General features: G+C 68.4%; 22 protein-coding genes and 1 tRNA gene. 12 read left to right on the top strand and 11 right to left on the bottom strand.

Features of this window, described 5'->3' with window-relative positions:
- Nucleotides 1–19: 19 nt before the first annotated feature.
- From ACIPV5_RS11975 to ACIPV5_RS11985, 3 genes are read right to left on the bottom strand one after another with little or no spacing between them, the layout of a single operon-like run.
- On the bottom strand, nt 20–1,231 hold the full coding sequence (locus tag ACIPV5_RS11975) for a cupin domain-containing protein (RefSeq protein ID WP_295103562.1): 1,212 nt from the start codon (nt 1,229–1,231) through the stop codon (nt 20–22).
- On the bottom strand, nt 1,221–2,894 hold the full coding sequence (locus ACIPV5_RS11980; RefSeq protein WP_295103561.1) for an MFS transporter: 1,674 nt from the start codon (nt 2,892–2,894) through the stop codon (nt 1,221–1,223). The genes ACIPV5_RS11975 and ACIPV5_RS11980 overlap by 11 nt, the downstream gene beginning before the upstream one ends.
- Nucleotides 2,887–3,609 (bottom strand): alpha/beta hydrolase, encoded by a 723-nt coding sequence (locus ACIPV5_RS11985; protein ID WP_400341094.1) that lies wholly within the window; start codon nt 3,607–3,609, stop codon nt 2,887–2,889. The genes ACIPV5_RS11980 and ACIPV5_RS11985 overlap by 8 nt, the downstream gene beginning before the upstream one ends.
- Nucleotides 3,610–3,842: 233 nt before the next feature.
- On the opposite strand from ACIPV5_RS11985, the gene ACIPV5_RS11990 reads away from it, so the two are divergent.
- Complete coding sequence (locus ACIPV5_RS11990) at nt 3,843–4,913, top strand: PucR family transcriptional regulator (protein ID WP_400341095.1); 1,071 nt, start codon at nt 3,843–3,845, stop codon at nt 4,911–4,913.
- A 21-nt stretch (nt 4,914–4,934) separates the two neighbouring features.
- Here the strand turns inward: ACIPV5_RS11990 and ACIPV5_RS11995 are convergent, their stop codons facing one another.
- Entirely contained in the window at nt 4,935–7,226 is a 2,292-nt protein-coding gene (locus ACIPV5_RS11995; RefSeq protein ID WP_400341096.1) for a helix-turn-helix domain-containing protein, read from the bottom strand.
- A gap of 62 nt (nt 7,227–7,288) precedes the next feature.
- Nucleotides 7,289–8,542 carry an MFS transporter gene (locus ACIPV5_RS12000; protein ID WP_400341097.1) on the bottom strand — a complete coding sequence of 418 codons (1,254 nt, stop codon included), beginning with the start codon at nt 8,540–8,542 and terminating at the stop codon, nt 7,289–7,291.
- Between the two features lie 196 nt (nt 8,543–8,738).
- Here ACIPV5_RS12000 and ACIPV5_RS12005 point away from each other — a divergent pair, with 196 nt between their 5' ends.
- Entirely contained in the window at nt 8,739–9,575 is an 837-nt protein-coding gene (locus tag ACIPV5_RS12005) for an alpha/beta fold hydrolase (RefSeq protein WP_072591362.1), read from the top strand.
- A gap of 54 nt (nt 9,576–9,629) precedes the next feature.
- Here ACIPV5_RS12005 and ACIPV5_RS12010 read toward each other — a convergent pair whose 3' ends face one another.
- Together ACIPV5_RS12010 and ACIPV5_RS12015 are read right to left on the bottom strand one after the other, a co-directional pair.
- Nucleotides 9,630–10,064: a hypothetical protein gene (locus ACIPV5_RS12010; protein ID WP_056278863.1), complete on the bottom strand. Its 435-nt coding sequence runs from the start codon at nt 10,062–10,064 to the stop codon at nt 9,630–9,632.
- A gap of 192 nt (nt 10,065–10,256) precedes the next feature.
- Nucleotides 10,257–10,329, bottom strand: a tRNA-Val gene (locus ACIPV5_RS12015).
- Nucleotides 10,330–10,482: 153 nt separating this feature from the next.
- Between ACIPV5_RS12015 and aceE the strand changes: the two genes are divergently transcribed.
- The 6 genes from aceE (at nt 10,483) to ACIPV5_RS12045 (ending at nt 18,116) form a co-directional block, all read left to right on the top strand.
- On the top strand, nt 10,483–13,209 hold the full coding sequence (gene aceE, locus ACIPV5_RS12020; protein ID WP_053096386.1) for a pyruvate dehydrogenase (acetyl-transferring), homodimeric type: 2,727 nt from the start codon (nt 10,483–10,485) through the stop codon (nt 13,207–13,209).
- A gap of 31 nt (nt 13,210–13,240) precedes the next feature.
- Nucleotides 13,241–14,446, top strand: coding sequence for a CdaR family transcriptional regulator (locus tag ACIPV5_RS12025; RefSeq protein ID WP_056278864.1), 1,206 nt, complete (start codon nt 13,241–13,243; stop codon nt 14,444–14,446).
- A 105-nt stretch (nt 14,447–14,551) separates the two neighbouring features.
- Nucleotides 14,552–15,472 (top strand): ACP S-malonyltransferase, encoded by a 921-nt coding sequence (locus ACIPV5_RS12030; RefSeq protein WP_072592302.1) that lies wholly within the window; start codon nt 14,552–14,554, stop codon nt 15,470–15,472.
- Nucleotides 15,469–16,470, top strand: coding sequence for a beta-ketoacyl-ACP synthase III (locus ACIPV5_RS12035; RefSeq protein WP_053096388.1), 1,002 nt, complete (start codon nt 15,469–15,471; stop codon nt 16,468–16,470). Before ACIPV5_RS12030 ends, ACIPV5_RS12035 begins: the two co-directional genes overlap by 4 nt.
- 68 nt (nt 16,471–16,538) lie before the next feature.
- The gene (locus ACIPV5_RS12040; RefSeq protein ID WP_017202249.1) at nt 16,539–16,787 is read left to right on the top strand and encodes an acyl carrier protein; all 249 of its coding nucleotides are present in this window, start codon (nt 16,539–16,541) and stop codon (nt 16,785–16,787) included.
- A 90-nt stretch (nt 16,788–16,877) separates the two neighbouring features.
- Nucleotides 16,878–18,116, top strand: a complete 1,239-nt coding sequence (locus tag ACIPV5_RS12045; protein WP_053096389.1) for a beta-ketoacyl synthase — start codon at nt 16,878–16,880, stop codon at nt 18,114–18,116.
- Nucleotides 18,117–18,181: 65 nt separating this feature from the next.
- Here the strand turns inward: ACIPV5_RS12045 and ACIPV5_RS12050 are convergent, their stop codons facing one another.
- A complete protein-coding gene (locus tag ACIPV5_RS12050) occupies nt 18,182–18,838 on the bottom strand; it encodes a YitT family protein (protein WP_400341098.1) in 657 nt (218 codons plus the stop codon).
- A gap of 95 nt (nt 18,839–18,933) precedes the next feature.
- On the opposite strand from ACIPV5_RS12050, the gene ACIPV5_RS12055 reads away from it, so the two are divergent.
- Complete coding sequence (locus ACIPV5_RS12055) at nt 18,934–20,337, top strand: PLP-dependent aminotransferase family protein (RefSeq protein ID WP_400341099.1); 1,404 nt, start codon at nt 18,934–18,936, stop codon at nt 20,335–20,337.
- A gap of 139 nt (nt 20,338–20,476) precedes the next feature.
- On the opposite strand, the gene ACIPV5_RS12060 is transcribed toward ACIPV5_RS12055, so the two are convergent.
- Both ACIPV5_RS12060 and ACIPV5_RS12065 read right to left on the bottom strand, forming a co-directional pair.
- On the bottom strand, nt 20,477–20,980 hold the full coding sequence (locus tag ACIPV5_RS12060; RefSeq protein WP_053096393.1) for a DUF3145 domain-containing protein: 504 nt from the start codon (nt 20,978–20,980) through the stop codon (nt 20,477–20,479).
- A gap of 188 nt (nt 20,981–21,168) precedes the next feature.
- Nucleotides 21,169–21,942: a hypothetical protein gene (locus ACIPV5_RS12065; RefSeq protein WP_400341100.1), complete on the bottom strand. Its 774-nt coding sequence runs from the start codon at nt 21,940–21,942 to the stop codon at nt 21,169–21,171.
- A gap of 176 nt (nt 21,943–22,118) precedes the next feature.
- On the opposite strand from ACIPV5_RS12065, the gene ACIPV5_RS12070 reads away from it, so the two are divergent.
- From ACIPV5_RS12070 to ACIPV5_RS12080, 3 genes are read left to right on the top strand one after another with little or no spacing between them, the layout of a single operon-like run.
- The gene (locus tag ACIPV5_RS12070) at nt 22,119–24,122 is read left to right on the top strand and encodes a DUF262 domain-containing protein (protein ID WP_400341101.1); all 2,004 of its coding nucleotides are present in this window, start codon (nt 22,119–22,121) and stop codon (nt 24,120–24,122) included.
- Nucleotide 24,123: 1 nt separating this feature from the next.
- The gene (locus ACIPV5_RS12075; protein WP_285363208.1) at nt 24,124–25,371 is read left to right on the top strand and encodes an alpha/beta fold hydrolase; all 1,248 of its coding nucleotides are present in this window, start codon (nt 24,124–24,126) and stop codon (nt 25,369–25,371) included.
- Between the two features lie 53 nt (nt 25,372–25,424).
- Nucleotides 25,425–25,706 (top strand): hypothetical protein, encoded by a 282-nt coding sequence (locus ACIPV5_RS12080; protein ID WP_053096401.1) that lies wholly within the window; start codon nt 25,425–25,427, stop codon nt 25,704–25,706.
- Nucleotides 25,707–25,802: 96 nt separating this feature from the next.
- On the opposite strand, the gene ACIPV5_RS12085 is transcribed toward ACIPV5_RS12080, so the two are convergent.
- Entirely contained in the window at nt 25,803–26,060 is a 258-nt protein-coding gene (locus ACIPV5_RS12085; RefSeq protein ID WP_042537536.1) for a type B 50S ribosomal protein L31, read from the bottom strand.
- Nucleotides 26,061–26,089: the final 29 nt, after the last annotated feature.

A 26,089-nucleotide genomic window follows, 5' to 3' on the forward strand; every position in this document is an offset into this window, starting at 1 on the left:
CGCGCTCGGAGGGCGCTGATCAGCGCAGTGGTGTGATGCCCTGTGCTCCGCGGGGGAACGTCGCCAGCACCGCGGGGTCGATGTTCAGGTGCGCGGAGACGAGCTGCGGGGGCACGTGGGAGAGCCAGTTCGCGAGCGAGATCTCCTCGTACTTGTCGGTGCGGAACACCTCGAGGAACTGCAGCACGTCGTCACCGGTGTTCTCGATGTAATGGCCGAGATTCTTCCTGACCACGCCCACGTCACCGGCGCGGAAGTCGGTCGTGTTCGCATGGGGGCCGGTGTTGAACACGGTCATGCGGGCGGAGCCGCGCAGGTAGTACTGCCATTCGTCGGCGTTCGGGTGCCAGTGCAGCTCGCGCATCGACCCCGGCTCGACCGTCACGAGGGCTGCAGCGACGGTGCTGGAGTAGGCGTAGTTGGTGGAGTCGGCGATCTGGATGGATCCGCCGGAGTTCTCATACAGCGGCTTCGAGCGCGACAGTCGGAAGATGACCGGTTCCATGCCCCATTCCACGCCCGCGGCGGCCTGGTCGATGTCGAGCGCGGGTGGCTCTTCGCCGGGGAAGATCCAGAGGTTGTGCAGCGGGATGTCGGAGAAGACCGACTGCGCGACGCCGAAGTTCTTCGCGAGGACCTCGGGCGGGGTGTGGGCGAACCAGTCGGTGAGCAGCAGTGTGTTCGACTCGGACTGGTCGCCATCGTCGAACGCGAGCACGAACTCCGCGCCGTCCGGGCCGAGGCCCTGTAGGGAGTGCGGGGTGCCCGCCGGGAAGAACCACAGGTCGCCCTCTTCGACATCCTCCACCGCGGGCAGACCCGATCTGCTGAGAGTCGTCACGCGCGCCTTGCCGCGGGTCATGACCGCCCATTCGGCGGTCTGGTGCCAGTGCAGTTCGCGGATGCCGCCCGGCTCGAGGTACATGTTGACCCCGGCGATCTCGTCGGAGATGTGGAAGTCCTGCTTCGTGAGCTCCCGCGCCCAGCCGCCGCGCTGCACCCGGCGGGGTGAGATGTTGAACGAGGACCAGAAGAACGGCTGCGTGCTGATGTCCGTCGCCGGCGCGTGCATCTGGTTCGGGAACTGCGACTCGATGACCTCGTTCTGCGGACCGGTCATCGTGTTGCTCTGCGGGCGGTCGGCGATGTTCACCTCCCCCTCCTGCGGCAGATCGGGGTCGCCCAGCGACGGGATCTCGGGGTGAGTGGTGGGGTTGTCGTCACGTTCCATGCGGGATGCTCCGTCTCTTGTCGCGGGTGCGGCGCTTCTCGACGCCGCGGTGGTGAGGCAGGGGGATGGCGAGCAGGTGCGTCACCTCGAGCTCCTGGGTGCTCATCGCGCGCGCACGAGCGATCTGCTGGGCGTCGAACTCGGTGGTGCGACCTTCGTGTTGACTCACGTGCTCGCGCCACGAGCCGACGGAGTACGCCTCGATGACCGACCCCGGGTCGTCGGCGTCGACGTACACCTGCCACCCCCGCGCCCCCGTCCGCAGACGGGTCTGCTGCACGCCGGTCATCGTGTCGAGGAACTCCTGTCTCCGCTCGACCGGAATGCGATACCGGATGACCACCAGAACGGGCGCGTCGTCAGCACCGTCCGGGCGGGGCCGGTCCTCGACCCCCGGCACCTCCACGATGCCGCGGCCGATGCCGCTCGTCGCCGGCATGGGCCACACGAGCAGGGAGAGTCCGCCCAGGCCGCAGAGGATCCCGGCCCCGATGACCACGAGCCCGGGATCCCACACGGACGCGAGCACGCCCGCGCCCGCAGACCCGGCGGCCGTGCAGCCGAAGAGGACGAGCTGGTAGAACGACAGGCCGCGCGTACGCACCCAGACGGGCAGGAACGCCTGCACCGTGCCGTTGATGGTCGCGATCACCCCGATCCAGGCGAGACCGGTCGCCACGAGCGCCGGAAAGGTGATCCACAGGGTCGGCGAGGTCACGAGGACCACGAGTCCCGCCCCGAAGACCACGGACGAGGTCAGCACCACACCGTTGACCGCTGCGACGCGCCGCGCCCACGGAAGCACGAACGCACCGACGATCGATCCTGCTCCCAGCGCTGCCAGCAGAAGGCCGTAGCCACTCGCAGAGAACCCGAGCGAGTTCTTGGCGATGGTCGGCAGCAGCGCCCAGAGCGCGTTCGCCGGTATCAGGAAGACGGCGAGCCGCAGCAGGATGCGGCGGACGATCCGCGAGTGGCGGATGTAGCGGATGCCGGCCCGCGTCGCATCGACGAAGGGCTCGGGCCGAGCCACCGGCGGACTGTAGGTCTTCCAGAAAAGCAGCACGCCCAGGAACACCAGGAAGGAGAGCGCATTGAGCAGGAAGACCGCCGCGACGCCGAACTGGGCGACCACGAGGCCGGCGATCGCCGGTCCCACCGCGCGGGCGATGTTCACGCCGATCGAGGAGAGGCTCGCCGCATCGATCAGGAGCTTCGGCGGCACGATGTCCGGCACGAGTGCCTGGAACGCCGGCAGCTGGATGGCCGAGACCGTCCCCAGCACGAACGTCGACGCCAGCAGGATGGTCGTGGTCGTCTGGCCGACCGCGGTCAGATACGTGAGACCCAGCACGACGGCGAGTTGGACCGTCTGCGACCAGAGAAGGACGCGCCGACGGTTGAGGAACTCGCCGATGACGCCGGCCGGTATCGCGAACAGGAGCACGGGCGCTGCCGATGCCGTCTGCACGAGCGCGACGAGCAGCGGCGAGCTGTCGTCCTGCACCAGGAGCCATTGAGCGCCGACGGTCTGCATCCAGCTGCCGATGTTGCTGACGATCGATGCCAGCCACACCAGGCGGAAGATCGGGACAGCGAGCGGCGCGAACCCCGCCGTCCAACCGGGGCGGGTGTCGACAGCACTCCCCTGCTGCTCAGCCACGGGTCTCGATCTCGTCGAGGATGCTGTCGATGAACCGCACGATCTCCGCGGCGTGCGTCTGCGTGACCAGGTGCGGTGCGTCCAGCTCCCTCACCGCTCGACATCCCGCTCGCCGATATCCGAAGCGCTGGAGGTGCGGGCTGATGAGACGGTCGTGAGTCGCCACGACGCCCCAGCTCGGCGTCACGCTCCAGCCCGCGCCGGACGCCCGCTCGGCGAACACGGAGTCGGAGATCGGGCGCTGCGAGACGGCGAGGACTCCCGATTCGTCGGCGGGAAGGCCCTGCGCGAGAAGGCGCGCGAATTGGTCGGGTGCGACGGTCAGCTCCGTTCGCCGTGCGCCGTCTTCAGCCGGGAACACGGTGGCCACGAGATGCGCGGACGCCTCTGCCGGCGCGAAGAGGTCTCGCATATCAGCGATGCTCTCGCCCCGTTCCAGCGCATAGCCCGCGATGAAGAGCAGCCCTGAGACGTTGGCCGCCTCACCGACGACCGTGATGACGGCCGCTCCATACCCGTGTCCGACGAGCAGCACCTCTCCGTCGACGTGCTCGACGACGGTGCGGATGTAGTCGCAGTCGCCGCGGAAGCTGCGGCCGGTCACCGGCGGAGCGAGCACCCGGTGTCCGCCGTCGAGCAGGCGGAGCACGACCGGCCACCAACCGGATGCGTCCAGGAAGGCTCCGTGCACGAGGACGACCGTGCTGCTGCTCATCATCGCGTCACCTCGTGTCCCTTCGTCCGCTGAATACGAATCTATGAACCGTCAGACTCACGACCATGCGACAGGAGTCGAAGACGGTCGTTCCTCACTTCTGCCTGCTTTCCGCCTGGTGCGGCTGCTCGGAAGACGCTTCTATGGGGCGTACTCGAGTTCGGTGGATGTGACGTCCGCATCCATCGACGCAGAGCGACACGGTGAGCCCATCCCCCGCACAGGAGCGACCCATGACGATCAGCGATACGACGACCCCCGCAGCCTCGACGGCGCTGCCGGAGATCGCCCTCCAACTCGCAGCATCCCTGCGCCGCCGAGTGGTCGTGCACGAGTTCGGTCCGGCGGCGTCCGACGGCGGGCTGTCCGCATCACCTCAGGCATCCGCCTCGCTCCTCTCCGTTCCGGTGCATGACGACGGTGTCCCGGTCGCCGTCATCGAGATCGACCTCGGAAATGGGCCGCAGCTCACGGCGAGCGAGTTCGAGGCGATCGATGCGGCCGTCGCCCTCACCCGTATCGCCCTGCGCAGGGCCCCTGGTTCGTCGCGTGTCGATCGAGAGTCGATCCTGGTCGATCTGCTGCACGCCGACGAGTCCGTGCGTCGCGGCGCCTTCGCGCATGCCGTCCAGCAGCGGTGGCTCCGGCCGGGCCCCGGCACGGTCGCTCGCGCGATCCTCATCGATGCGACGGTGAGCGATGTCGACCGCATCGCCTTCGGACGTCACCTGACGCACCTCCGTCCCGTGCCGGCTCACTTCATCGGGCTGGAGCGCGGTGTCGTCCTGCTCGTGGGACAGCCGTCCGACAGCGGCCTCACCGACCTCCTCCTCGACGAGGCGGCGAGACGCGGCATCCGCATTCTCGGAATCGGCACCGCCTCCCCTGCGCAGGGCGCGTCGGACCTGCGCAGCGCCGCCGATGAGGCCGTCATCGCCGCCTCTCTCGCGGCCGCCCTCCCGCAGTTCCACCCCTCCGTCGACTCGAGCGCTCTCGGCGGATGGCGGCTGCTCGCCTCGGCGTCAGCCGATCCGGCAGCACTCCGGATCATCTCGCCCGCCGCGCATGCGCTCTACTCCCAGCGAGACGACAGCCAGCGGGTGACCGTCGAGACGTATCTCGACGTGGGGGCGAACGTCGTCGCGGCATGCCGCATCCTGTTCGTCCATCGGACGACGCTCTACTACCGGCTCGAGCGTCTGCCCGAGGTGGTCAGAGAGGCGCTCGACGACGGCGTCGCGCGCAGCACTCTCCATCTTGCGCTCAAGCTCATCAGGCTCTGGGAGTCGACCGGCCGCCTGTGACCGCGTGACCCCGCCGGACGATCACGCTGCATCGCCCTCCGAACCGGGTGCGCGAGACGTGCCGATGAGCGACACCTCCCGGCGCACTCTGTCGAAGATGAACGCCTCGCTGCTCCCCGGCCCCAGCATGGCCAGCGCCTCATCCGCCTCGGCGATCGCAGCCTCGCCGTCGCCCGCGTGGATCAGCGCACGGATGTGTCGGCGCATCATCAGCAGCACACGGGTGTCGTCCTTGAGCGATCGTGCGATCTCGATGCCCAGCGCGCCGACTCTGACCGCGTCCTCGTGTCGTCCGACGGCGACATAGGCGTCGACGAGGTCGAGGCACGCCGCGAACTGCGTGACGATGCTGGTCAGACTGTCCGTGGTCTCGGCGGATCGGACGCGTGCGAGCGTCGCCTCCGTCTCGGGGATCGACTCGAGGTACTTGCCGCGTCGGGCCTTGACCATCGACGAGAGCACCTGCGCGTTCTCCGCCCCTGTCGTCTCCTGAGCCGCGCGAAAGGCGACCATGGCGGCCGCGGCCGCCGCGTCGGCCTCGACGAGACGATCCAGCGTCCAGCTCGCCCACCCGATGTAGTAGTGCGCCCAGCCCTGCTGCGCGGCATCACCCGCGCGGGTGGCCGCCTCCAGCGCGGCATGCCCGGTGAGCACCGCGTGCGCCCGGTCACCGACCTCGACGATCTCCGCCCACGCGACGTACCCCAGCTGCGCGGCTTCTGCTCTCGGGTCGCCCAGCCTCTTCGCCGCCGCAGCCGCGAGAGAGAAGAATCGATGCCAGTGTCCCCACGTGATCCAGATGTCGGAGTACCAGTGCAGCGCATCCGCGACGTCGCAGACCATCGCGTCCTCGCCGAGCTCCGCTGCCTCCGCATACGCCGGCCACCAGTGCTCGACCTCCTCGCGGATCCACACCGCGGCGGCCTCGGCATCGATGAAGCTGCGACCGTTGCGTGAGACTGCGCTCGCATCCCTTCCCGGTTCGTACCAGGCGCCGGCGCGCTCCAGACTCCCCAGCAGCCACGCGCGGATATGGGCGTGCCGCCGTGCGATCTCATCGGATCCGACAGCATCGCGCAGCTTGCCCAGCCCGAAGAGACGCATCAGGTCGTGCAGACGGTAGCGGTCGCCACCGCGCGCCTCGAGCATTCCCAGGTCCGTGAGGTCGTCCAGCCGTCGCTCCACCTCGGCCACATCTGACGATCGCACGGCAGCCGCGGCGAGATGGGCCCCGAAGGTGCGACCGTCGATGAGCGAGATCCATCGGAACAGCGCGGCAGTGCGCGGGTCCAGCTCCTCGTAGGAGAGAGAGATGGCCGCTTCCACGGCCAGGTCACCGGCGACGAGCATGCGCAGCCTGTCCTCCGACGTGCGCAGGCGGCTCAGAAGATCGGCGGCCGTCCATGAGGGGCGACTGGCGATGCGATTGCCGACCACTCGAAGCGCGAGGGGCACGTCGTCGCACAGGGCCGCGATCTCACTCAGCGCATCCAGATCGGAGGCATCGTCGTGCGGGATGAGACGACCGAGGAACGCGATGCTCTCGTCCCGCTGCAGGGGCCCGAGCCGCAGGCGCCGCACCCCTTCGAGGCCTGCGAGACTGCGGCGCGACGTCACGACCACGACATCCCCCGCGCAGATCGACAGGATCGGACGGATCTGCGCCTCGTTCGCGACGTTGTCGAGCAGCACCTGGACGGGAGCCTCCGCGACCGCTGCCTGCCATTGCGTCCGCGCCGTCGCCAGATCAGCAGGCGGCTTCTGCTCCGCTCCGGGGAGCTGCCGCAGCATGGCGGTGACCACCTGGAGCGGTGTCAGCGGAGACGAGCTGACGCCGTCCAGCCCCACGAAGACCAGCGGACGGCGGTCGGCCTCTCCTCCACGCGACAGGATCTCGACGGCGCCGGTCGTCTTGCCGATTCCCGGCGCGCCGCTGATGACCAGCGCCGGTCGCTGCCGATCTGCGGGCTGAGGGCCGTGCAGGATGCGAAGTGCTTCATCGATCTCGGCCTGCCGGCCCGAGAAGTCGAACACCCGGTGCGGGGCGATGGCCCCCGCGGGCTCTGTCGCGACGGCGGCACGGGGCCGGGCACGCGCAGCGCGGAGGAACGCATGCTGATCGGCCACATCGAGTCCGAGTCCGTCGGCGAGCGCATCGACGGTGCGCCGTTGCGGCGAGGCGCTCGCTCCGCGTTCGAGGTCGCCGATCGTGCGCACGCTCACCCCGGATCGAGACGCGAGCGCTTCGAGAGTCAGGTTCTGGCCCACGCGCAACGAGCGCAGCATCAGCCCGAAGGGTGAGGGGTGTGTCACGACGTCCGCCTTTCGCTGATCTCAGCTTGGCAGGTCTCGTCGGCGGGATGATGGCGCGCCGGTTACGGGGCGGTTTCGTCGCGACCGGACACTGCACGTCCGGCCCTCGCGCCGGGCTCCTGACCGACGAGCGCGCGACGCATGACGACCGCCGCCGAGACGGTCGCGACCGACACGATCGAGATGAAGACGAGGAGCACCGTGGTCTGCGATGCGAACGTGAGGATCACGCCGATCGCGAGCACCGGAAGCGCGAGGCCGCAGTAGGCGATGAGGAAGACCAGCGCGAGCGTCTCCCCCCGTCGTCCCGGCTCGGCGAGACCCGCGGCCGTCGCGACCGACGACTTGAACAGCAGCCCGACGCCGACGCCTGCGACGACGCCTCCGATGAGGAACACCGCGAGCGACGGCACCAGCGTTCCTGCGGCGACGGCGACGAGCCCGCATGCGCAGCAGACGGCCGCGACCGTCAGCTGGATGCGCAGCGGCACCCGAGCGAGAGCCACCTGGCCGGTTGCCGCGGCAGCGAACACCGAGCACGCGGTGATCCCGGCGAGAAGGTGGTCATGCTCGCCGAACGTGCTGATGAGGATGGTGGGCGCGAGAGAGGTGAACAGGCCGAACAGGGCGAATCCGGCGAATGCTCCGAAGCCCGCGGCGATGAATGCCGCCCTCGATCGCGGCGGTGCGGCTATGCGTTGCGGCCTGTACCGTCTCGGCTCGCCGGGTGGTGTCACCGTCTCCGGGACACCGGACACCGCGATCGCGGCCGCGATGAGCACCACGAGGAAGACCGCGTGCGGCAGCACCAGCGGCGCGGGCAGGAACTCGGCGAACAGACCGCCGATCAGCGGTCCGAGCGCCAGTCCGCCGAGATTGGCGGCACCCGCGACCGATGCGGCCACGATCGCGTTCTCGCTGGGGCGCGCCTGCGCCCGCAGCTCACCCAGATGCGCGGTGGCGGTGGCGGTGAGGATGCCGACGCTCGCGCCGTTCACCAGCCTCGCGGCGAGCAGTCCCGGCACCTCGTGCCATGCGAGGAACAGGACGGCGCTGAGAGCCGCGATGAGGATCGCGATCACCAGCATCCGCCGTCGCCCCATCCAGTCGCTGACATGCCCGAGCAGGAAGAGGCTGAGCACGACGCCGACGGCGAAGGCCGCGAAGATCAGGGTGATCACCGAGACCGGGAACCCGTCGACCTCCTGGTACAGCGGGTACAGAGGGGTCGGCACGGTCGCGTACGCCATCACGAGCAGGAAGGCGGAGGCGACCACCCAGAATCCCGCCCCGTGCGAGATCCGGGAGTTCGACATGGTCGAGACGCTATCGATGCGGCCTCGACGCCGCACCGGACAGATGTCGAAAACGGCGGGGACGGATTCTGGACAGATGTCGAGCGCGCCGTGAGGACGGACGGGTTAGCGTGGTCGCGCTCCCACGAAGCTGACGTGGGGCGTTCGACAGTCGTCCGGGATCTCTCTCGGGACGGCGGAAACCTGGAGGCTGATCATGGCGTTCGTGACCACGGATGATGGCGCAGAGATCTACTACAAGGACTGGGGCAGCCCCGACGCGCAGCCCATCATGTTCCACCACGGCTGGCCGCTCTCGTCCGACGACTGGGACGCGCAGATGCTGTTCTTCCTCGACAAGGGCTACCGCGTCATCGCGAGCGACCGCCGGGGCCACGGAAGGTCGTCGCAGATCGGCACCGGCCATGACATGGACCACTACGCCAGCGATGCCTCGGCCGTCGTCGAGCACCTCGACCTCCGCAATGCCATCCACATCGGGCACTCGACGGGCGGCGGCCAGGTCGCGCGCTACGTCGCGCAGTACGGACAGCCTCAGGGCCGCGTCGCCAAGGCGGTGCTCGTCTCGTCGGTGCCGCCGCTGATGGTGCAGACCGACAGCAACCCCGAGGGCACCCCGATCTCGGTCTTCGACGGCTTCCGCGAGGCACTCGCCGCGAATCGCGCCGAGTTCTTCCAGGCTGTCGCCTCCGGGCCCTTCTACGGCTTCAACCGCGATGGTGTCACGCTGTCGCAGCCCGTGGTCGACAACTGGTGGCGACAAGGCATGACGGGCAGCGCCCTCGCTCACTACGAGGGGATCAAGGCCTTCTCCGAGACGGACCAGACCGAAGACCTCACGGCGATCACCGTTCCGGTCCTCGTGATCCAGGGCGACGACGACCAGGTCGTGCCGTACAAGGATGCCGCTCTGAAGCAGGCGGAGCTCCTGAGCGACTCGACCCTGAAGATCTACCCCGGGTTCCCCCACGGCATGCTGACGACGCACGCCGATGTGATCAACCCCGACATCCTCGCCTTCATCCAGCAGTAGCGCCCACGCGGCACACGATGGCGCATCCGGACCGAGAGTCCGGGTGCGCCATCGCTATGTCCCGGCGAGACCGGCCCCGGCCACGTCGAAGGCCGCGGCGAGCAGTCCGACGGCCATCGCTTCAGGAAGCGGCTCGAGCGGCCGGCACGCCCTCGGGTCCTCGTCGGGGCCGTGGTCAGGACGAGGGTCGCGGTCTCGGCGGCGCGGGACCAGGTGCGCATGCACATGCGGCCCTGCAGCTCCGGAGAGCACGACATCGACCCGATCGGCTCCGGTCGCTCGGCGGATGATGCGAGAGGCGAACTGGATGTCGACCAGGAAGAGCTCGGCGATCTCCGCCGGCGCGTCGGCGATGTCGTCGTAGTGATCGCGGAGGCTCAGGATGCTCCGGCCGGGGAACCGGGCGTCGGAGAGCAGTCCCACACGCGAGACGGTGAGTCGGCCCACCGGATTGACCACGATGAACCGACACTCTCGACAGATGTCCACGTGGCCTCCTTCCCGGCATCGCCTCGACGTCCGCAAGCCGCTCAGAGTCCACGGAGAACTCTACGAGCGGCGCGACGCCGCAGGAAGAAATCAGCCGACCCTGGCCATTCTCGACCCTGCGGAGTAGAGTTCTGCGCCCCGTCGGAGACACGAGGTGGAGGAGCGTCCGCCTTCAGCAGATGATCGATGCGGTGGGCCCTGCCGGGATCGAACCGACGACATCCACGGTGTAAACGTGGCGCTCTACCAGCTGAGCTAAAGGCCCTGGTGCGTCCCAGTCTACAGATGACCCGATGCGCGCTGATGTCGTGGAAGAGGGATAGGCTGAGGGCGGCACGCGTTGTGCACAGCCGACAAGGCTGCCCGCGTCGCTTCCCGTTTCATTGGCATGACCTGCCAGCTTGACGAAAGGCTCCCCGTGACTGTGCACGACCAGGATCCGTATTCCCAGGGCCCCCTCGACAGCGATCCGGAAGAGACGGGCGAGTGGCAGCAGTCTCTCGACGAGCTCGTCGACGCGAAGGGCCACGGTCGTGGCCGCGAGATCATGCTCAGCCTGCTCAAGCGCTCGAAGGAGCTGCACCTGGGCGTGCCGATGGTCCCGACCACCGACTACATCAACACGATCGCGCCGGAGAACGAGCCCGAGTTCCCGGGTGACGAAGAGATCGAGCGCCGCTACCGTGCGTGGATCCGCTGGAACGCCGCGATCACCGTGCACCGCGCGCAGCGCCCCGGCATCGGCGTCGGCGGCCACATCTCGACCTACGCATCGTCGGCCGCTCTGTACGAGGTCGGCTTCAACCACTTCTTCAAGGGCGCAGACCACCCCGGTGGCGCCGACCAGATCTTCATCCAGGGCCACGCCTCCCCCGGCACCTACGCGCGCTCGTACCTCGAGGGCCGCCTGAGCGAAGACCAGCTCGACGGCTTCCGTCAGGAGAAGTCGCACGCGCCGCACGGCATCCCGTCGTACCCGCACCCGCGTCTGATGCCGGAGTACTGGCAGTTCCCCACCGTCTCCATGGGACTCGGTCCGATCAACGCCATCTACCAGGCGATGTCGAACAAGTACCTCGAGAACCGCGGCATCAAGGACACCTCGCAGTCCCACGTCTGGGCCTTCCTCGGCGACGGTGAGATGGACGAGGTCGAGAGCCGCGGACAGCTGCAGGTCGCAGCCAACGAGGGGCTCGACAACCTGACGTTCATCGTCAACTGCAACCTCCAGCGTCTCGACGGTCCGGTGCGCGGCAACGGGAAGATCGTCCAGGAGCTCGAGTCGTTCTTCCGCGGCGCGGGCTGGAACGTCATCAAGGTCGTCTGGGGTCGCGAATGGGACGACCTGCTCGCCCGCGACACCGAGGGTGCGCTGCTCAACCTGATGAACGTCACCCCCGACGGCGACTACCAGACCTACAAGGCCGAGTCCGGCGCGTACGTCCGCGAGCACTTCTTCGGCCGCGACGAGCGTGCCGCGGCCCTCGTCAAGGACTACTCCGACGACGACATCTGGAACCTGAAGCGCGGTGGCCACGACTACCGCAAGGTCTACGCCGCGTTCAAGGCCGCGACCGAACACAAGGGCAAGCCCACCGTCATCCTCGCGAAGACCGTCAAGGGCTACGGCCTCGGTCCGCACTTCGAGGGCCGCAACGCGACCCACCAGATGAAGAAGATGACGCTGGACAACCTCAAGACGTTCCGCGACGCGATGCACATCCCGATCACGGATGCGCAGCTCGAGGAGAACCCCTACCTGCCCCCGTACTACAACCCGGGCCCGCAGGACGAGACGATCCAGTACATGCTCGAGCGCCGCCAGGCTCTCGGCGGCTACCTGCCCGAGCGCCGTTCCACTCACGTGGGACTCTCGCTCCCCGACGACACGGCCTACGCGCTTCCCAAGAAGGGCTCCGGCACGCAGGAGATCGCCACGACCATGGCGTTCGTCCGTCTGCTGAAGGACCTGCTGCGCTCGAAGGACTTCGGGCACCGCATCGTCCCGATCATCCCGGACGAGGCCCGCACGTTCGGTATGGACGCGTACTTCCCCTCGGCGAAGATCTACAACCCGAACGGCCAGCACTACACCTCGGTCGACCGCGAGCTCCTCCTCGCCTACAAGGAGAGCCCTCAGGGACAGATCGTGCACGTCGGCATCAACGAGGCGGGCGCCCTCGCGGCGTTCACCGCGGCCGGCACGTCGTACGCCACGCACGGCGAGCCGCTGATCCCGATCTACCTCTTCTACTCGATGTTCGGCTTCCAGCGCACCGGTGACGCCCAGTGGGCCGCCGGTGATCAGATGGCGCGCGGCTTCATCATGGGGGCGACGGCCGGCCGCACCACCCTCACGGGTGAAGGCCTGCAGCACGCCGACGGCCACTCGCACCTGCTCGCCGCCACCAACCCGGCGACGGTCTCGTACGACCCGGCCTACGGCTATGAGATCGCGCACATCATGCGATCCGGTCTCGAGCGGATGTACGGCGGCAACCACGAAGACCCGAACGTCATGTACTACATCACGCTCTACAACGAGCCGATGGTGATGCCGGCCGAGCCGGAGAACGTGGACGTCGACGGCATCGTGCGCGGCATCCACCGCATCTCCGTCGGCGAGGGCGAGGGCCCGCGTGCCCAGCTCTTCGCCTCGGGCGTCGGACTCCCCTGGGCTCTCGAAGCACAGGAGCTGCTGAAGAACGACTGGGGCGTGATCGCCGATGTCTGGTCGGTCACCTCGTGGACCGAGCTGCGCCGCGACGGCCTCGCCGCCGACGAGCACAACTTCCTGCACCCCGAAGAAGAGCCCCGCACCGCGTACCTCACGCAGAAGCTGCAGGGTGCCGAGGGTCCCGTCGTCGCAGTGAGCGACTACATGCACGCCGTGCAGGACCAGATCCGTCCCTGGGTCCCGCAGCGGTTCGCGACGCTCGGTGCCGACGGATTCGGCTTCTCCGACACGCGTGCGGCCGCTCGTCGCTTCTTCAAGATCGACGGTCCGTCGATCGTCGTCCGCACGCTGCAGTCGCTCGCCGAAGACGGGGTCGTCGACCGCTCTCTCGCCGCGCAGGCCATCCAGAAGTACAGCCTGCTCGACGTGAACGCCGGCACGAGCGGCAACGCGGGCGGCGAAAGCTGAGTCATCGGTGACGGGTTCCTCTTCGCGCGGCATGGACAAGTCCGCCACGCTCACCTGGCTGCGCCGGATCTCCGGTGACATCGCCTCGGTGACGATCAAGCGCCTCGAGGACACCCTCCCGTGGTACGCCGACATGCCACCAGCCCGCCGCTCTGCGGTCGGGCTGGTGGCCCAGGCGGGCATCACCTCGTTCATCCAGTGGTACGAGGACCCGACGTCGACGCCGTGGATCGCCGCCGACATCTTCGCGGCGGCACCGCGCGAGCTGCTCCGCAGCGTCAGCCTGCAGCAGACCCTCCAGTTGATCCGCGTCACCGTCGAGGTGACGGAAGAGAGGGTCGCGGGTCGGGGTGCAGATCTCCGCGAGGCGATCCTCCTCTACTCTCGCGACGTGGCCTTCGCCGCGGCCGACGTCTACGCCCGCGCGGCTGAGGCCCGCGGCCTCTGGGATGCCAGGCTCGAGGCGCTCGTCGTCGACTCGATCCTGACCGGCGAAGCCGACGAAGAGCTGCCGAGTCGCATCGCCGCGCTGGGCTGGCACGGACACGGCGAGGTCGCGGTGCTGGTGGGCACGACTCCCCCGCAGTTCGATGTCGATCTGGTGCGTCGCACGGCGCGCAAGCTCGCGGTCGATGTGCTGATCGGCGTGCAGGGCTCGCGCCTCGTTCTCGTCATCGGGCGGGCACGCGTCGCCGGCCAGGAGCTCGCGGAGGGCGAAGAGGAGGAACTCGGCTTCGAAGAGATCGCGACGCGCCTCGAGCCCTCCTTCGGTCCGGGTTACGTCGTGCTCGGCCCCGCGGTCGCCGCGCTCGTCGACGCGAGCCAGAGCGCACGAGCCGCCCTCGCCGGGTTCGCCGTGGCGCGGGCGTGGCGGAGCGCTCCGCGGCCCGTCGACGCCGACGACCTGCTTCCCGAGCGCGCCCTCGCCGGTGATCCGCTCGCCAAGCAGACGCTGATCGAGCGCATCTACCGACCGCTGCAGGCCCATTCGACCGACCTCGTGACGACGCTGTGGAGCTACCTCGACAACGGTCGCTCCCTCGAGGCGACCGCCCGCGAGCTGTTCGTGCACCCGAACACCGTGCGCTATCGCCTGAAGCGCGTCAGCGAGGTCATCGGTTGGGACGCCACGGGCCCACGCGAGGCTCTGATCCTGCAGACGGCGCTCATCCTCGGTTCGATCGGCGCCGCCGAGCAGGTGCGACGTCGCCCTCCGCTGCGGCGTCCCTCACGCTGATCGCCGCACCAGACGCCCTTCAGCTGTACGCCACACACAAGGGTTCTTCGGAATCTTGTGATGGATCATCCACCACTTCTGGCAGATCGTTGGCAGACTGGGGTGGTGATTGTCGTCGTATGCCCTGGACAGGGCTCGCAGACCCCCGGTTTCCTCTCCCCCTGGCTCGAGCTGGACGGCGTGACGGAGACTCTCGCCTCGTACTCCGAGGCCTCCGAGGTCGACCTCCGGCAGCACGGAACGGTGTCGGATGCTGACACGATCCGCGACACGCGCATCGCCCAGCCGCTGATCGTCGCCGCGTCCCTCATCGCCGCCGCCGCACTCACCGCTCGCGCGGGACGCCGAGCAGACGGCGTCGCCGGACACTCCGTCGGCGAGATCGCCGCACTCGTCGGCAGCGGAGTGATCGATGCCGAGACCGGCATGCGCCTCGTCGGCATCCGCGGCCGCGCGATGGCCGATGCCGCCGCCCAGACTCCGACCGGCATGAGCGCCGTGCTCGGCGGAGACGAGGAGGCCATCCTCACCCGTCTGAGCGAGCTCGGCCTCTCCCCCGCCAACTACAACGGCGGCGGCCAGCTCGTCGTGGCCGGTGAGCTCGCCGGGCTCGATGCTCTCGCCACCGAGCCCGTCAAGGGCACCCGCGTCATCCCTCTGCAGGTGGCGGGCGCGTTCCACACCTCGTTCATGGGGTCGGCCGTCGCCGCGCTGCGTGACGCCGTGTCGACCGTGACTCCCGCAGATCCCGACATCACACTGTGGACCAACCGCGACGGCTCGGTCGTCAGTGACGGTTCGCAGGCCTTGACCTATCTCGTCGACCAGGTCTCCTCGCCGGTGCGCTGGGACCTGTGCATGGCCTCGTTCGCCGACCAGGGCATCACCGGCCTGATCGAGCTCGCCCCGGCGGGCGCGCTGACCGGTCTCGCCAAGCGCGGCCTGCGCGGCGTGCCGACCGTCGCCGTGAAGACCCCCGATGATCTCGATGCGGCCGTCGCGCTGCTGAACGGAGAAGCCGCATGAGCCCCACCCTGAACCAGATCACCGGTCCCGCCTACACCCGCATCTACTCCTTCGGCGCTGCCCGGGGCGAGAACGCCGTGCCGAACGAGGACCTCATCGGACCGATCGACTCGAGCGACGAGTGGATCCGCCAGCGGACCGGCATCGTCACACGTGTTCGCGCGGACAAGGACACGGACGCGATCGATCTCGCCGCGATCGCCGGCGCTGAGGCCATCGAGAAGTCGGGCATCCCCGCTGACCAGGTCGACCTCGTGATCGTCGCCACCATCAGCAACCCCAAGCAGTCGCCGTCGGTGTCCGCGATCGTCGCCGACCGCGTCGGCGCGAATCCCGCCGCGGCCTACGACGTGAACGCCGCCTGCGCCGGCTATGCCTATGCGATCACCCAGGCGGATGCGCTGATCAGGTCCGGCGCCGCCCGCTACGCCCTCGTGATCGGAACCGAGAAGCTGTCCGACGTCGTCGATCCGACCGACCGCAGCATCTCGTTCCTGCTGGGCGACGGTGCCGGAGCCGCGCTCATCGGCCCGAGCGACACGCCGGGCATCGCGCCCGCAGTGTGGGGATCCGACGGGTCGAAGGCCGACGCTGTCGGCATGAATGCGACGCTCACCGAGTTCCGCGACGGCGAGGTGCCGTGGCCCACCCTTCGTCAGGAGGGCCAGACGGTCTTCCGCTGGGCGGTCTGGGAGATGGCGAAGGTCGCGCGCGAGGCGCTCGACCGGGCCGGCGTCGAGCCGACGGACATCGCCGCGTTCATCCCGCACCAGGCGAACATGCGCATCATCGACGAGTTCGCGAAGCAGCTCAAGCTTCCGGAGAGCACCGTGATCGCCCGCGACATCGAGACCACCGGCAACACGTCGGCGGCCTCCATCCCGCTCGCGAGTCACCGTCTGATGGCCGAGCACCCCGAGCTCTCGGGCGGCCTCGCACTGCAGATCGGCTTCGGCGCGGGTCTCGTGTTCGCCGCTCAGGTCGTCGTCCTTCCCTGACAACGCGCCGACTTTCCCTAGACTGTTCCACGGTTCCGAATACAACCCGTAAGAAAGAGGAAGACCACATGGCTTTCACCAACGATGAGGTCCTCGCTGGCCTCGCAGAGCTGATCACCGACGAGACCGGCATCAACGCCTCCGAGGTCGCCCTCGAGAAGTCGTTCACCGACGACCTCGACATCGACTCGATCTCGATGATGACGATCGTCGTCAACGCCGAGGAGAAGTTCGGCGTCACCATCCCCGACGACGAGGTCAAGAACCTCAAGACCGTCGGCGACGCCGTCAACTTCATCGTCGCAGGCCAGGAGTAATCCACGCAGGATGCCACCCCCGCGTCTGCGGGGCGTGGCATCCTCCGCCTTGCCCGCCCTCTGCTCGACCCGCCTGACAAGGAACCACACATGACCAAGCGCATCGTCGTCACCGGCATCGGCGCCACGTCCGCCATCGGCGGGACAGCTCCCGAGAACTGGACGAACCTGCTCGCAGGCCAGTCCGGCACCCGCACTCTCGAGCACGACTGGGTGCAGCAGTACGAACTCCCCGTGACCTTCGCCGCTGAGGCGATCGTCCGCCCCGAAGAGGTCCTTCCCCGCCACGAGGCGAAGCGTCTCGACCCGTCGTCGCAGTTCGCGCTCATCGCAGCGCGCGAGGCTTGGGCGGATGCCGGCTCGCCCGAGGTCGCACCCGAGCGCCTCGGTGTCGACTTCGCCACCGGCATCGGCGGCCTCTGGACCCTCCTCGACGCCTGGGACACCCTGCGCGAGAAGGGACCGCGCCGGGTGATGCCCCTGACCGTTCCGATGCTGATGCCGAACGCCGCTGCCGGCAACCTGTCGCTGCAGTTCCAGGCTCGCGCCTACGCGCAGACCGTCGTGAGTGCCTGCGCATCGAGCACCGAGTCGATCATCCACGCCTTCCACCACCTGCAGGACGGTCTCGCCGACGTCGTGATCGCGGGTGGCACCGAATCCGCCATCCACCCGATCACGATGGCGTCCTTCGCCTCGGCTCAGGCCCTGTCGCGGCGCAATGACGACCCGGCGACCGCCTCGCGCCCCGGCGCGATCGACCGTGACGGCTTCGTGATGGGAGAGGGCGCTGCGGCACTGATCCTCGAGACCGAGGAGCACGCCCGGGCGCGCGGCGCCAAGATCTACGGCTACGTGCTCGGCGGTGGCGTCACGGCAGACGCCTATCACATCACGGGCAATGACCCCGAGGGCAACGGTGCCGCCCGCGCCGTCACCCAGGCTCTCGACGAGGCCGGCATCAGCGCCGACCAGGTGGCCCACATCAACGCCCACGCGACGTCGACCCCGGTCGGCGACCCCAACGAGTACGTCGCACTCAAGAAGGTCTTCGGCGACCGGATCGATGAGATCCCCGTGTCGGCCACGAAGGCGTCGACGGGGCACCTGCTCGGCGGCACCGGAGCCCTCGAGGCGATCTTCTCGCTGCTCGCCCTGCGGGACCGTGTCGCTCCGCCGACCATCAACATGACCGAGCCCGACCCGGCCGTGCCGTTCAAGCTCTCGGGCGAACCGCAGCCCCTCGGCGACGGTCAGCTCTACGCGATCAGCAACTCGTTCGGCTTCGGCGGGCACAACGCCGTCGCCGTGTTCGCAAGCGCCGACTGACTGAGGTGGAAGAGAGAACGGCCCCCAGGTGATCCCGGGGGCCGTTGTCGTCGACAGCGGTGGGACTACGCGCGGGCGAGCTGCCGTGAGCGAGCGGCCCGCACCCTCGTCGTCCAGGGCAGGAACCACCCGATCAGCGGCCCCACCCCGAACGCGAAGAGCACGGTTCCCACGCCCACAGGCCCGCCGAGCAGGAACCCGATCAGCAGCACGCTGCCCTCGATCAGAGTGCGGACGAGCCAGACCGGCCAGCCCGTTCGCCCGACGAGACCCGTCATGAGGCCGTCGCGCGGGCCGGGACCGAAGTCCGCGGCGATGTAGAGCCCGGTGGCGAACGCGAGGAGCAGCAGCCCCGCCACGAACATCGGGGCACCCACCCACACCGACGGGGGCACGGGGAGGAGGAAGAGTGCGAGATCTGCACTCGGTCCGACGAGCAGTGCATTGAGCAGCGTGCCGAGACCGACGCGCTGCCGCAGGGGGATCCACAGGAGCAGCACCAGCACGGAGACGAGCACCGTCACCACCCCGTAGCCGATGCCTGCGTTGCCGGCGATGCCGAGAGCGAGGACATCCCAGGGCGCGACGCCGATGCCTCCGCGCACCATCAGACCGAGTGCCATACCGTAGAGGAACAGCCCGACGAGCAGCTGGACGATGCGCTCGACGACGTCACGACGACTGGTGGCTGCGATGGGGAGGAAGACGGAACGGAGCTGCATCCTTCCATCGTGCACCCGCCGCGGATGCGCGCCAGACGTCCACTCGACGAGAAGTGGCCTGCTTTCCTCAGGCCACTTTGCGGCATGCTGGACAGATGACCTCACGACTCGTCCAGCAGCTCGGCGCACAGAACGTCGCCGGCGGTACAGCGAAGGCCCTGGCCGAACAGATCCGTGCGCTGATCCTCGACGGTCGACTGACGGTGGGCGAGCGTCTGCCGTCCGAGCGAGCGCTCGCCCTCGAGCTGCGGCGGTCCCGCTCCACCACGACCCGCGTGTACGGGCTCCTCGAGGTCGACGGCTACGTCTCGCGACGGCACGGAGGCAGCACCCGTGTCACGCTTCCGCACACCGCAGCACGTGTCGGTCCTGTGGCTGACGCCTCGGCGATCGATCTGTCGATCGCCTCGATGGATTCGACGCCGGGGCTGTACGACGCGACGGTACGATCGCTCCCCCGTCTGGCCGCGCTGCGCGGCACGAGCGGATACTCGCTGCAGGGCCTCCCCGAGCTGCGTGACGCAGTCGCCGAGCGCTTCACGCAGCGGGGGCTCCCGACGGATGCCGACGAGATCATGATCACGTCCGGCGCTCTCCACGCGTTCAACCTGGTGCTCGCGACGATCGGCCGACGCGGAGAGCGTGCACTCGTCGAGCAGCCGACCTTCCCGCACGCTCTCGAGGCGCTCCACCGCCATGGCTACCGACTGGTGCCGACTCCGGTGGATGTCACCGGGTGGGATGAGCGCCACATCGCCGACACGCTTCTTCGCAGTCGCCCCCACCTGGCCTATCTGATCCCCGACTTCCACAATCCCACCGGCGCGACGCTGCCCGACACGGCCCGGTCACGCATAGCGTCGACGGCGCAGAGCGTCGGGACCCATCTCGTCGTCGACGAGACGACCGCGGAGCTCGACATCGATCGCGGCTGGTCTCCACGTCCTCTCGCGGCGTTCGGCCCGCGCGTGATCACCGTCGGCTCGATGTCGAAGATCGCCTGGGGCGGCATGCGCATCGGCTGGATCCGTGCCGACCGCGCGATGATCACCCGCCTGCTCGCCGTCCGCCCCTCGTTCGAGCTCGGCACGGCGCTGCTCGAGCAGTGCATCGCCATCGAGCTGCTGCGCGAGATGCCCGCTCTCACCTCGCACGTCGCGTCACGCCTGCACGCGGGTCGGGATGCCGTGGCGGTGGGACTCGAATCGATCGAGAGCCTCTCGATGCCTCAGACGAACGGCGGACTGTCCGCCTGGCTCGATCTCGGCGCTACCGTCTCGACGGAGTTGTCGCTGGCCGCACGTGATCACGGGCTGATCCTCCCGCCCGGACCTCGCTTCTCCACGGGTGGCGTGCTCGAGCGGCGCCTGCGCATCCCGATCACGCTGCCCCCGGAGCGCACCGCCGAGGCGATGCAGCGACTGCGGCTCGCGTGGGACGACGTGATGTCCGGCGGAACCACAGCCCGCACCGACATGGCCCGGTCAGCCGTCATCTGACGGACGAGGACCCCGTCCCTGTTGTCCAGGGGCGGGGTCCTCGTCATGTATGGAAAGGGAATTCGCCTTCTCAGCGTCCGGGATCGCTCACCGGCATCCGATACTCGCGCCTTCCCCTTCCAGGTCTGTGGGCGGCTGCCTAGCCGACCTTGTGCAGCCACACGACACGCGCGTCATCGCTCGCGTGGCGGAACGGCTCCAGCTCCTCGTCCCAGGCCGAGCCGAGTGCGATGTCGAGTTCACGCTGCAGCTCGGTCGCGCTCCCGGCCGCGATCTCCATCGCGTAGCGGATGCGGTCCTCGCCGATGACGATGTTGCCGGCCGCATCCGTCTGGGCGTAGTGGATCCCGAGGTCGGGAGTGTGCAGCCAGCGCCCGCCGTCACTGCGAGGAGTCGGATCCTCGGTCACCTCGAAGCGGAGATGCTCCCACCCGCGGATCGCGGTCGCGAGAGCAGCGCCCGTGCCGACCGGACCATCCCAGTAGAACTCGGCACGGCGTGCGCCGTCGAGCACGGGCTGGTCGCTCCAGTCGAAGTTCACCGCACGACCGATGGCGCGTCCTACCGCCCATTCCAGGTGCGGGCAGAGCGCGCGAGGTGCAGAGTGGATGAACACCACTCCGCGTGCGTAAGCCGTCGCCATGATCTCTCCGTTTCATCAGGTGCGTCTTCCCCAACGACCTGAAACACCGAGAACTGGCGTGAATATGCGGTTATGGGGCTATTCTCGCCCAGACCAGGCGAAATCACAAGCATGTGACTCCACGAAGAAGGCCCCGGTCGCGAGGACCGGGGCCTTCGGACCGTCGCCGGTCCTGATTCGGATGAGGCTCAGGCCTCGCTCATGGCCTGCTTGACCTGCTGCCCCTTGGCGGCGTAGTACGCGGCACGGGCGGCGTCACGGCGAGCCTGCTCGGCGTAGCCCGCCTCGAGGACCTCCTGCGGTACCTCGACGTTCGGCACGTCCTGGGTGCCGTGGTACTTCTCGATGTAGGCGTCGAGCTCAGGGCCGGACGTCCACGACGTGATGAGGCAGTAGCGGGGCTCGGTGCCCACGTGCGTCGCGGCGTGCCACAGACGCTGCGTGTCGACGATGAGCTGTGCACCGGCGGGCAGGGCGATGCGGTACTCGATGCTCGGGTCCGTGCGGTTCTCGCGCAGGACGAAGAAGCTGTCCTTGTCGTCGCTGAGGTTGAAGAATCCGCGCACGACCCATCCGGTGCCGTCGGGGTTCAGGCGGTTGTTGTCGTCCTGGTGGAGGTTGTACAGGCACTCGCCGTACGGGGTCGGCTGCAGCTCGATGACGCGGCAGCGACCGACGTTGGCGCCGGGCTCCTGTGCGCGACTCGTGAGGTTCGGAGCCTTCGCCGTCTGCGAGTCGATCCAGACGCCGTCCTTGTCGGTGCGCGGCGGCTTGTGGTTCCAGAAGCCGTTGCACTCGATCTCGCCCTTGGCGCTGGCGAGCGGCGCGAAGCGGGTGTCGCCCGACGACTTCCAGTCGTTGTACTCGATGTCGAGCCACTCCTTGGGGTCGAGCTCCTGGTCGTAGCTGTCGAGCACGACGAAGCCCTTGTCTTCGAGCGCCTTCGATTTGATGTATCCCATGATCTAGGTCATGTCCCTTCATCGGGGGCCAGCACGTTTTAACAGGCCCTGATAAGGCAAGCCTAACAGGGCACCTCTGGAGCGCCGCCGAGGGCCGCCGTGAATAAGCGAATAGACTGAATCGGGCGCCTGGCGACTCCTCGGCGCCGGGCGTTACGGGAGGACGAGACACCAGCATGAGCACTGCGACCAACGTCGAGGCGACAGCTGTCAACACGATCGAGTGGCTCGCAGAGGACTCCACGACCATCGTCGTGCCGGTGTACCAGCGCCAGTACCGGTGGGACATCGGCGGGTGCGAGCAGCTTCTCTCGGACGTCCGTGCGGTCGCCCGCGAGGACTCATCCCACCGCCACTTCATCGGGTCGATCCTGTCGGCGGCCGACGACAGCGATGCCGACACCGACCTCGTCCTGATCGACGGGCAGCAGCGCATCACCACGCTGATGCTGCTGGTCGCGGCCCTTCGGCATGCGGTCCAGGACTCCGACCCCCGGCTCGCCGCCGATCTCGACCGCGTGCTCGTGCGCCCCGACGACCCCACCCGCACGAAGCTGCGCCCGCACGACGCGTGGGCCGAGCTCTACGAATCCGTGGTGCTCGAACGCGACGGCCACGCCGACCGCGAGTCGCGGTTCGATGACAACTACGCGTTCTTCCGCAGCCAGGTGCACGCCGATGAAGCCCCGCTCATCTGGGCCGGCCTGCAGAAGCTCGAGCACGTGTCGATCACGCTCGGTGCCGACGCGAACGCCCAGCAGATCTTCGCGAGCCTGAACTCGACGGGCGAGCCGCTGCGCGACCACGAGCTCATCCACAACTACATGCTCATGGGCCTGACCCACACGGAGCAGCTCGAGGTCGAGGAGCGGTTCTGGCTTCCGATCGAACGGCACACCGGAGAGGCGATCGGAGCCTTCTGGCGGCACTACCTGGTGATGACGACGGGACGGGAGGTCGCCGCCAACGGCGAGCACGGCGTCTACAGCGCGTTCCGGCAGTCGTTCCCTCGCGTCGACCTGGACCATCTGCAGGCGGATGCTGAGGTCTGGCGCCACTACGCGGAGATCTACGGCATCCTGCTCGATCCTTCGCGCGAGCAGAACCCGGAGATCGCCCGGCAATTGCGCTACGTCAACACCTTCGGCCGGGCGTCCTACCCTCTCGTCCTCAGCGTCTTCAGCGAGCACGCCCGAGGTCTGATCGAGCGGGATGAGCTCGTCGAGACTCTCGAGTGGATCCAGGCGATGTACCTGCGGCGGACGCTCGTCAATCTTCCGAACGAGCGCCTGGTCGCCCGTCTCTGCCGCGCACGTGCGCATGGGCGCGACGCCCTGGCTCGCGCCTTCGCCCGCATCACCCCGTCTGACGAACGGGTGAGTGCGGTGGTGAAGTACAGCGAGCTCGCGCACCCGGCATACGTGCTGGGCCGCATCGAGGGGGTCGATGACCCGATCGACTTCGATGTCGAGCACATCGTGCCCACAGTGCCCAGCGACAGCTGGTCCGGCGACGGCGTGCGCCAGTGGATCGAGTACTCGGACGACGAACGCAACGCGCATCGTGCTCTCGCACCCACGCTCGGCAACCTCACGCTTCTCGAGCAGCGTCTTTCGGAGCGGGTCTTCGGAGAGTCCTATTCCGTCAAGCGCGACTCCGCGTACGCCCGCAGCACGATCGCCGAGACGAAGGCGCTCGCGGCCACCGACACCTGGGGCACCGCGGCCATCTCGCAGCGCACGATCCGCCTGACCGCGGACCTGCTGCGGATCTGGGCCCGCCCCGCACTGCCGGAGATCGATGACGACGGCCTCACTCCCATCCTCGATGCCGTCCGCCGCCGTGGATGGCCCGCCGGGTGGGAACGCGAGTTCGAGTACGTCGAATACCGCGGAGAGCGCTGGGAGGTCTTCGACGTCAAGCACCTCTTCAACCGCGTCTTCCGCCGCTCCTGGACCGACACCCGCGCGGCAGCCGTGTCGTACTGCGCCGCTCACGGCGGTCCGATCTACGACACCATGGCCTGGAAGGGTCAATGGGACCAGCTGGACGAGACGCACCACCTCTACATGGGGTGGGATTCGAACTACATGATGAACGCAGTGCAGGGCGTGCTCCACGAGGCCGACATCGCCTCGGAGGTCTTCGTCAAGTACTCCTACATCGGGAATGTGATGTGACATGACCACCACCATCCACCGCCTCTTCGACCTCACGATCGAGGAGCACACGCTGACCGTGCCGCTCGTCTGGGGCGACGCCGCAGACACCCGCACGATCGACATCTTCGCCCGCGTCGTCACCCGCGAGGGAGGCGAGCGACTCCCCTTCCTCGTCTACCTGCAGGGCGGCCCCGGTCACGAAGCGCCGCGACCCTTCCACGCCTCATCCTCCCCCGCCTGGCTCGACGAGGCCCTCGCGCACTACCGCGTCGTGATGCTCGACCAGCGCGGCACCGGCCTGTCCACGCCCGTGGGCGACGGCGACCTCGCACGAGGCTCCGAGGCAGTGGCCGAGTACCTGACCCATCTCCGCGCGGACTCGATCGTCCGGGACTGCGAGGCGATGCGCGAGCACCTCAGCGCTGAGACGTGGAGCGTGCTCGGCCAGTCGTTCGGCGGGTTCACGACCTTGGCCTATCTCTCCACCGATGCGGACTCGCTGGCGGACGTCTTCATCACGGGCGGCCTGAGCGCCGTCGATCGTCATCCTGACGAGGTGTACGCGCTCTGCTATGACAAGATGCGCGCGGCCTCCGAGCAGTACTACCGGCGATTCCCGCAGCATCGCGACGTCATGCGGGGTCTGGTCGACCGGGCAGCGGCCGGCGACATCGTGCTCCCCGACGGCGAGGTGGTCTCGCCGTCTCGACTGCGCTCTGTGGGTTCGGCGCTCGGCACGAACGAGGGCTGGCAGACCCTGTGGTCGCTCCTGGAGCGAGATGCCGCATCGAACGCGTTCCGCCACGACCTCATGCACGCGCTGCCCTACAGCGGGCGCAACCCGCTCTACTTCGTCTTCCACGAGTCGAGCTACGCCAGCGGACACGCGACCCGCTGGTCCGCCGAGCGCACGGAGCCCCAGGACTTCCGGGACGACGTCACGCTGTTCACCGGAGAGCACATCCGCCGCGACTGGACCGAGACCGTGCCGGCCTTCCGGCCGTGGCGCGATGTGACGCTCGCGCTCGCCGAGTTCGAGTGGCCGCGCATCTACGACGAGGTCGCCATCGCCACCTCGGGTGCGACGGGCGCGGCCGCCGTGTACGTGAACGACGTCTACGTGCCGCTGGAGTACTCCCTCGAGACCGCGCGCCTGCTGCCGGGCGTGAAGCTCTGGGTGACGAGCGAACACGAGCACAACGGCCTGCGGTCGGGTCCCGTGCTGACGCATCTCATCGATCTCGCCCAGGGCCGACGCATCCGCTGAGGATCCTCCTGCAGACGGATGCCGATCGGAGTCGTCCCGCCTAGCCTGGAGTCATGGCCGACATTCTCGGGACCCTGCTGACGATCGCGATCCTCCTCGTCGCCGCGACCGCGGCCGTGGTGGTGATCGTGGCGGTCTACTCCCGTACTCCGCTCGAGAAGAAGTACGAGAGCGCGGGCGGCGGCCTGGGCGGATCGTTCGACGCGGTGTGGATGCCGTCGGCGCACGAAGCCGGTGCCGAGCGAGACCGTCAGACTCAGCGCACCGCCCCCGCACCGGCCCCTGGCGACCCGCTGGGCCGCATCGACGGAGAGCGCATCGTCATCGACGTGTGACGACTCGCGCGCTCTCCGACCGCAGAAGACGAACCCACTGCAGACGACGAAGGCCCCGTGTTCCGAGGAACACGGGGCCTTCGATCGCGGGGGTCGTTACTTGGACGATCCGCCGAAGCCCTTGAAGCGCTGGTTGAACTTCTCGACGCGACCGGCCGAGTCCATGATGCGCTGCTTGCCCGTGTAGAACGGGTGCGATGCCGAGGAGATCTCGACGTCGATCACCGGGTACTCGACGCCGTCGAGCTCGATGGTCTTGTCGCTCGAGACAGTCGAACGGGTGAGGAACGTCTCGCCCGAGCCGAGGTCGCGGAACACGACAGCCTTGTACACGGGGTGAATGTCAGTCTTCATGGGATTCCTTAGTTGCTGCCCTGGATTGT

Origin of the sequence: Microbacterium sp. NPDC090014, from assembly GCF_044748285.1 — a bacterium.
Classification (GTDB): domain Bacteria; phylum Actinomycetota; class Actinomycetes; order Actinomycetales; family Microbacteriaceae; genus Microbacterium.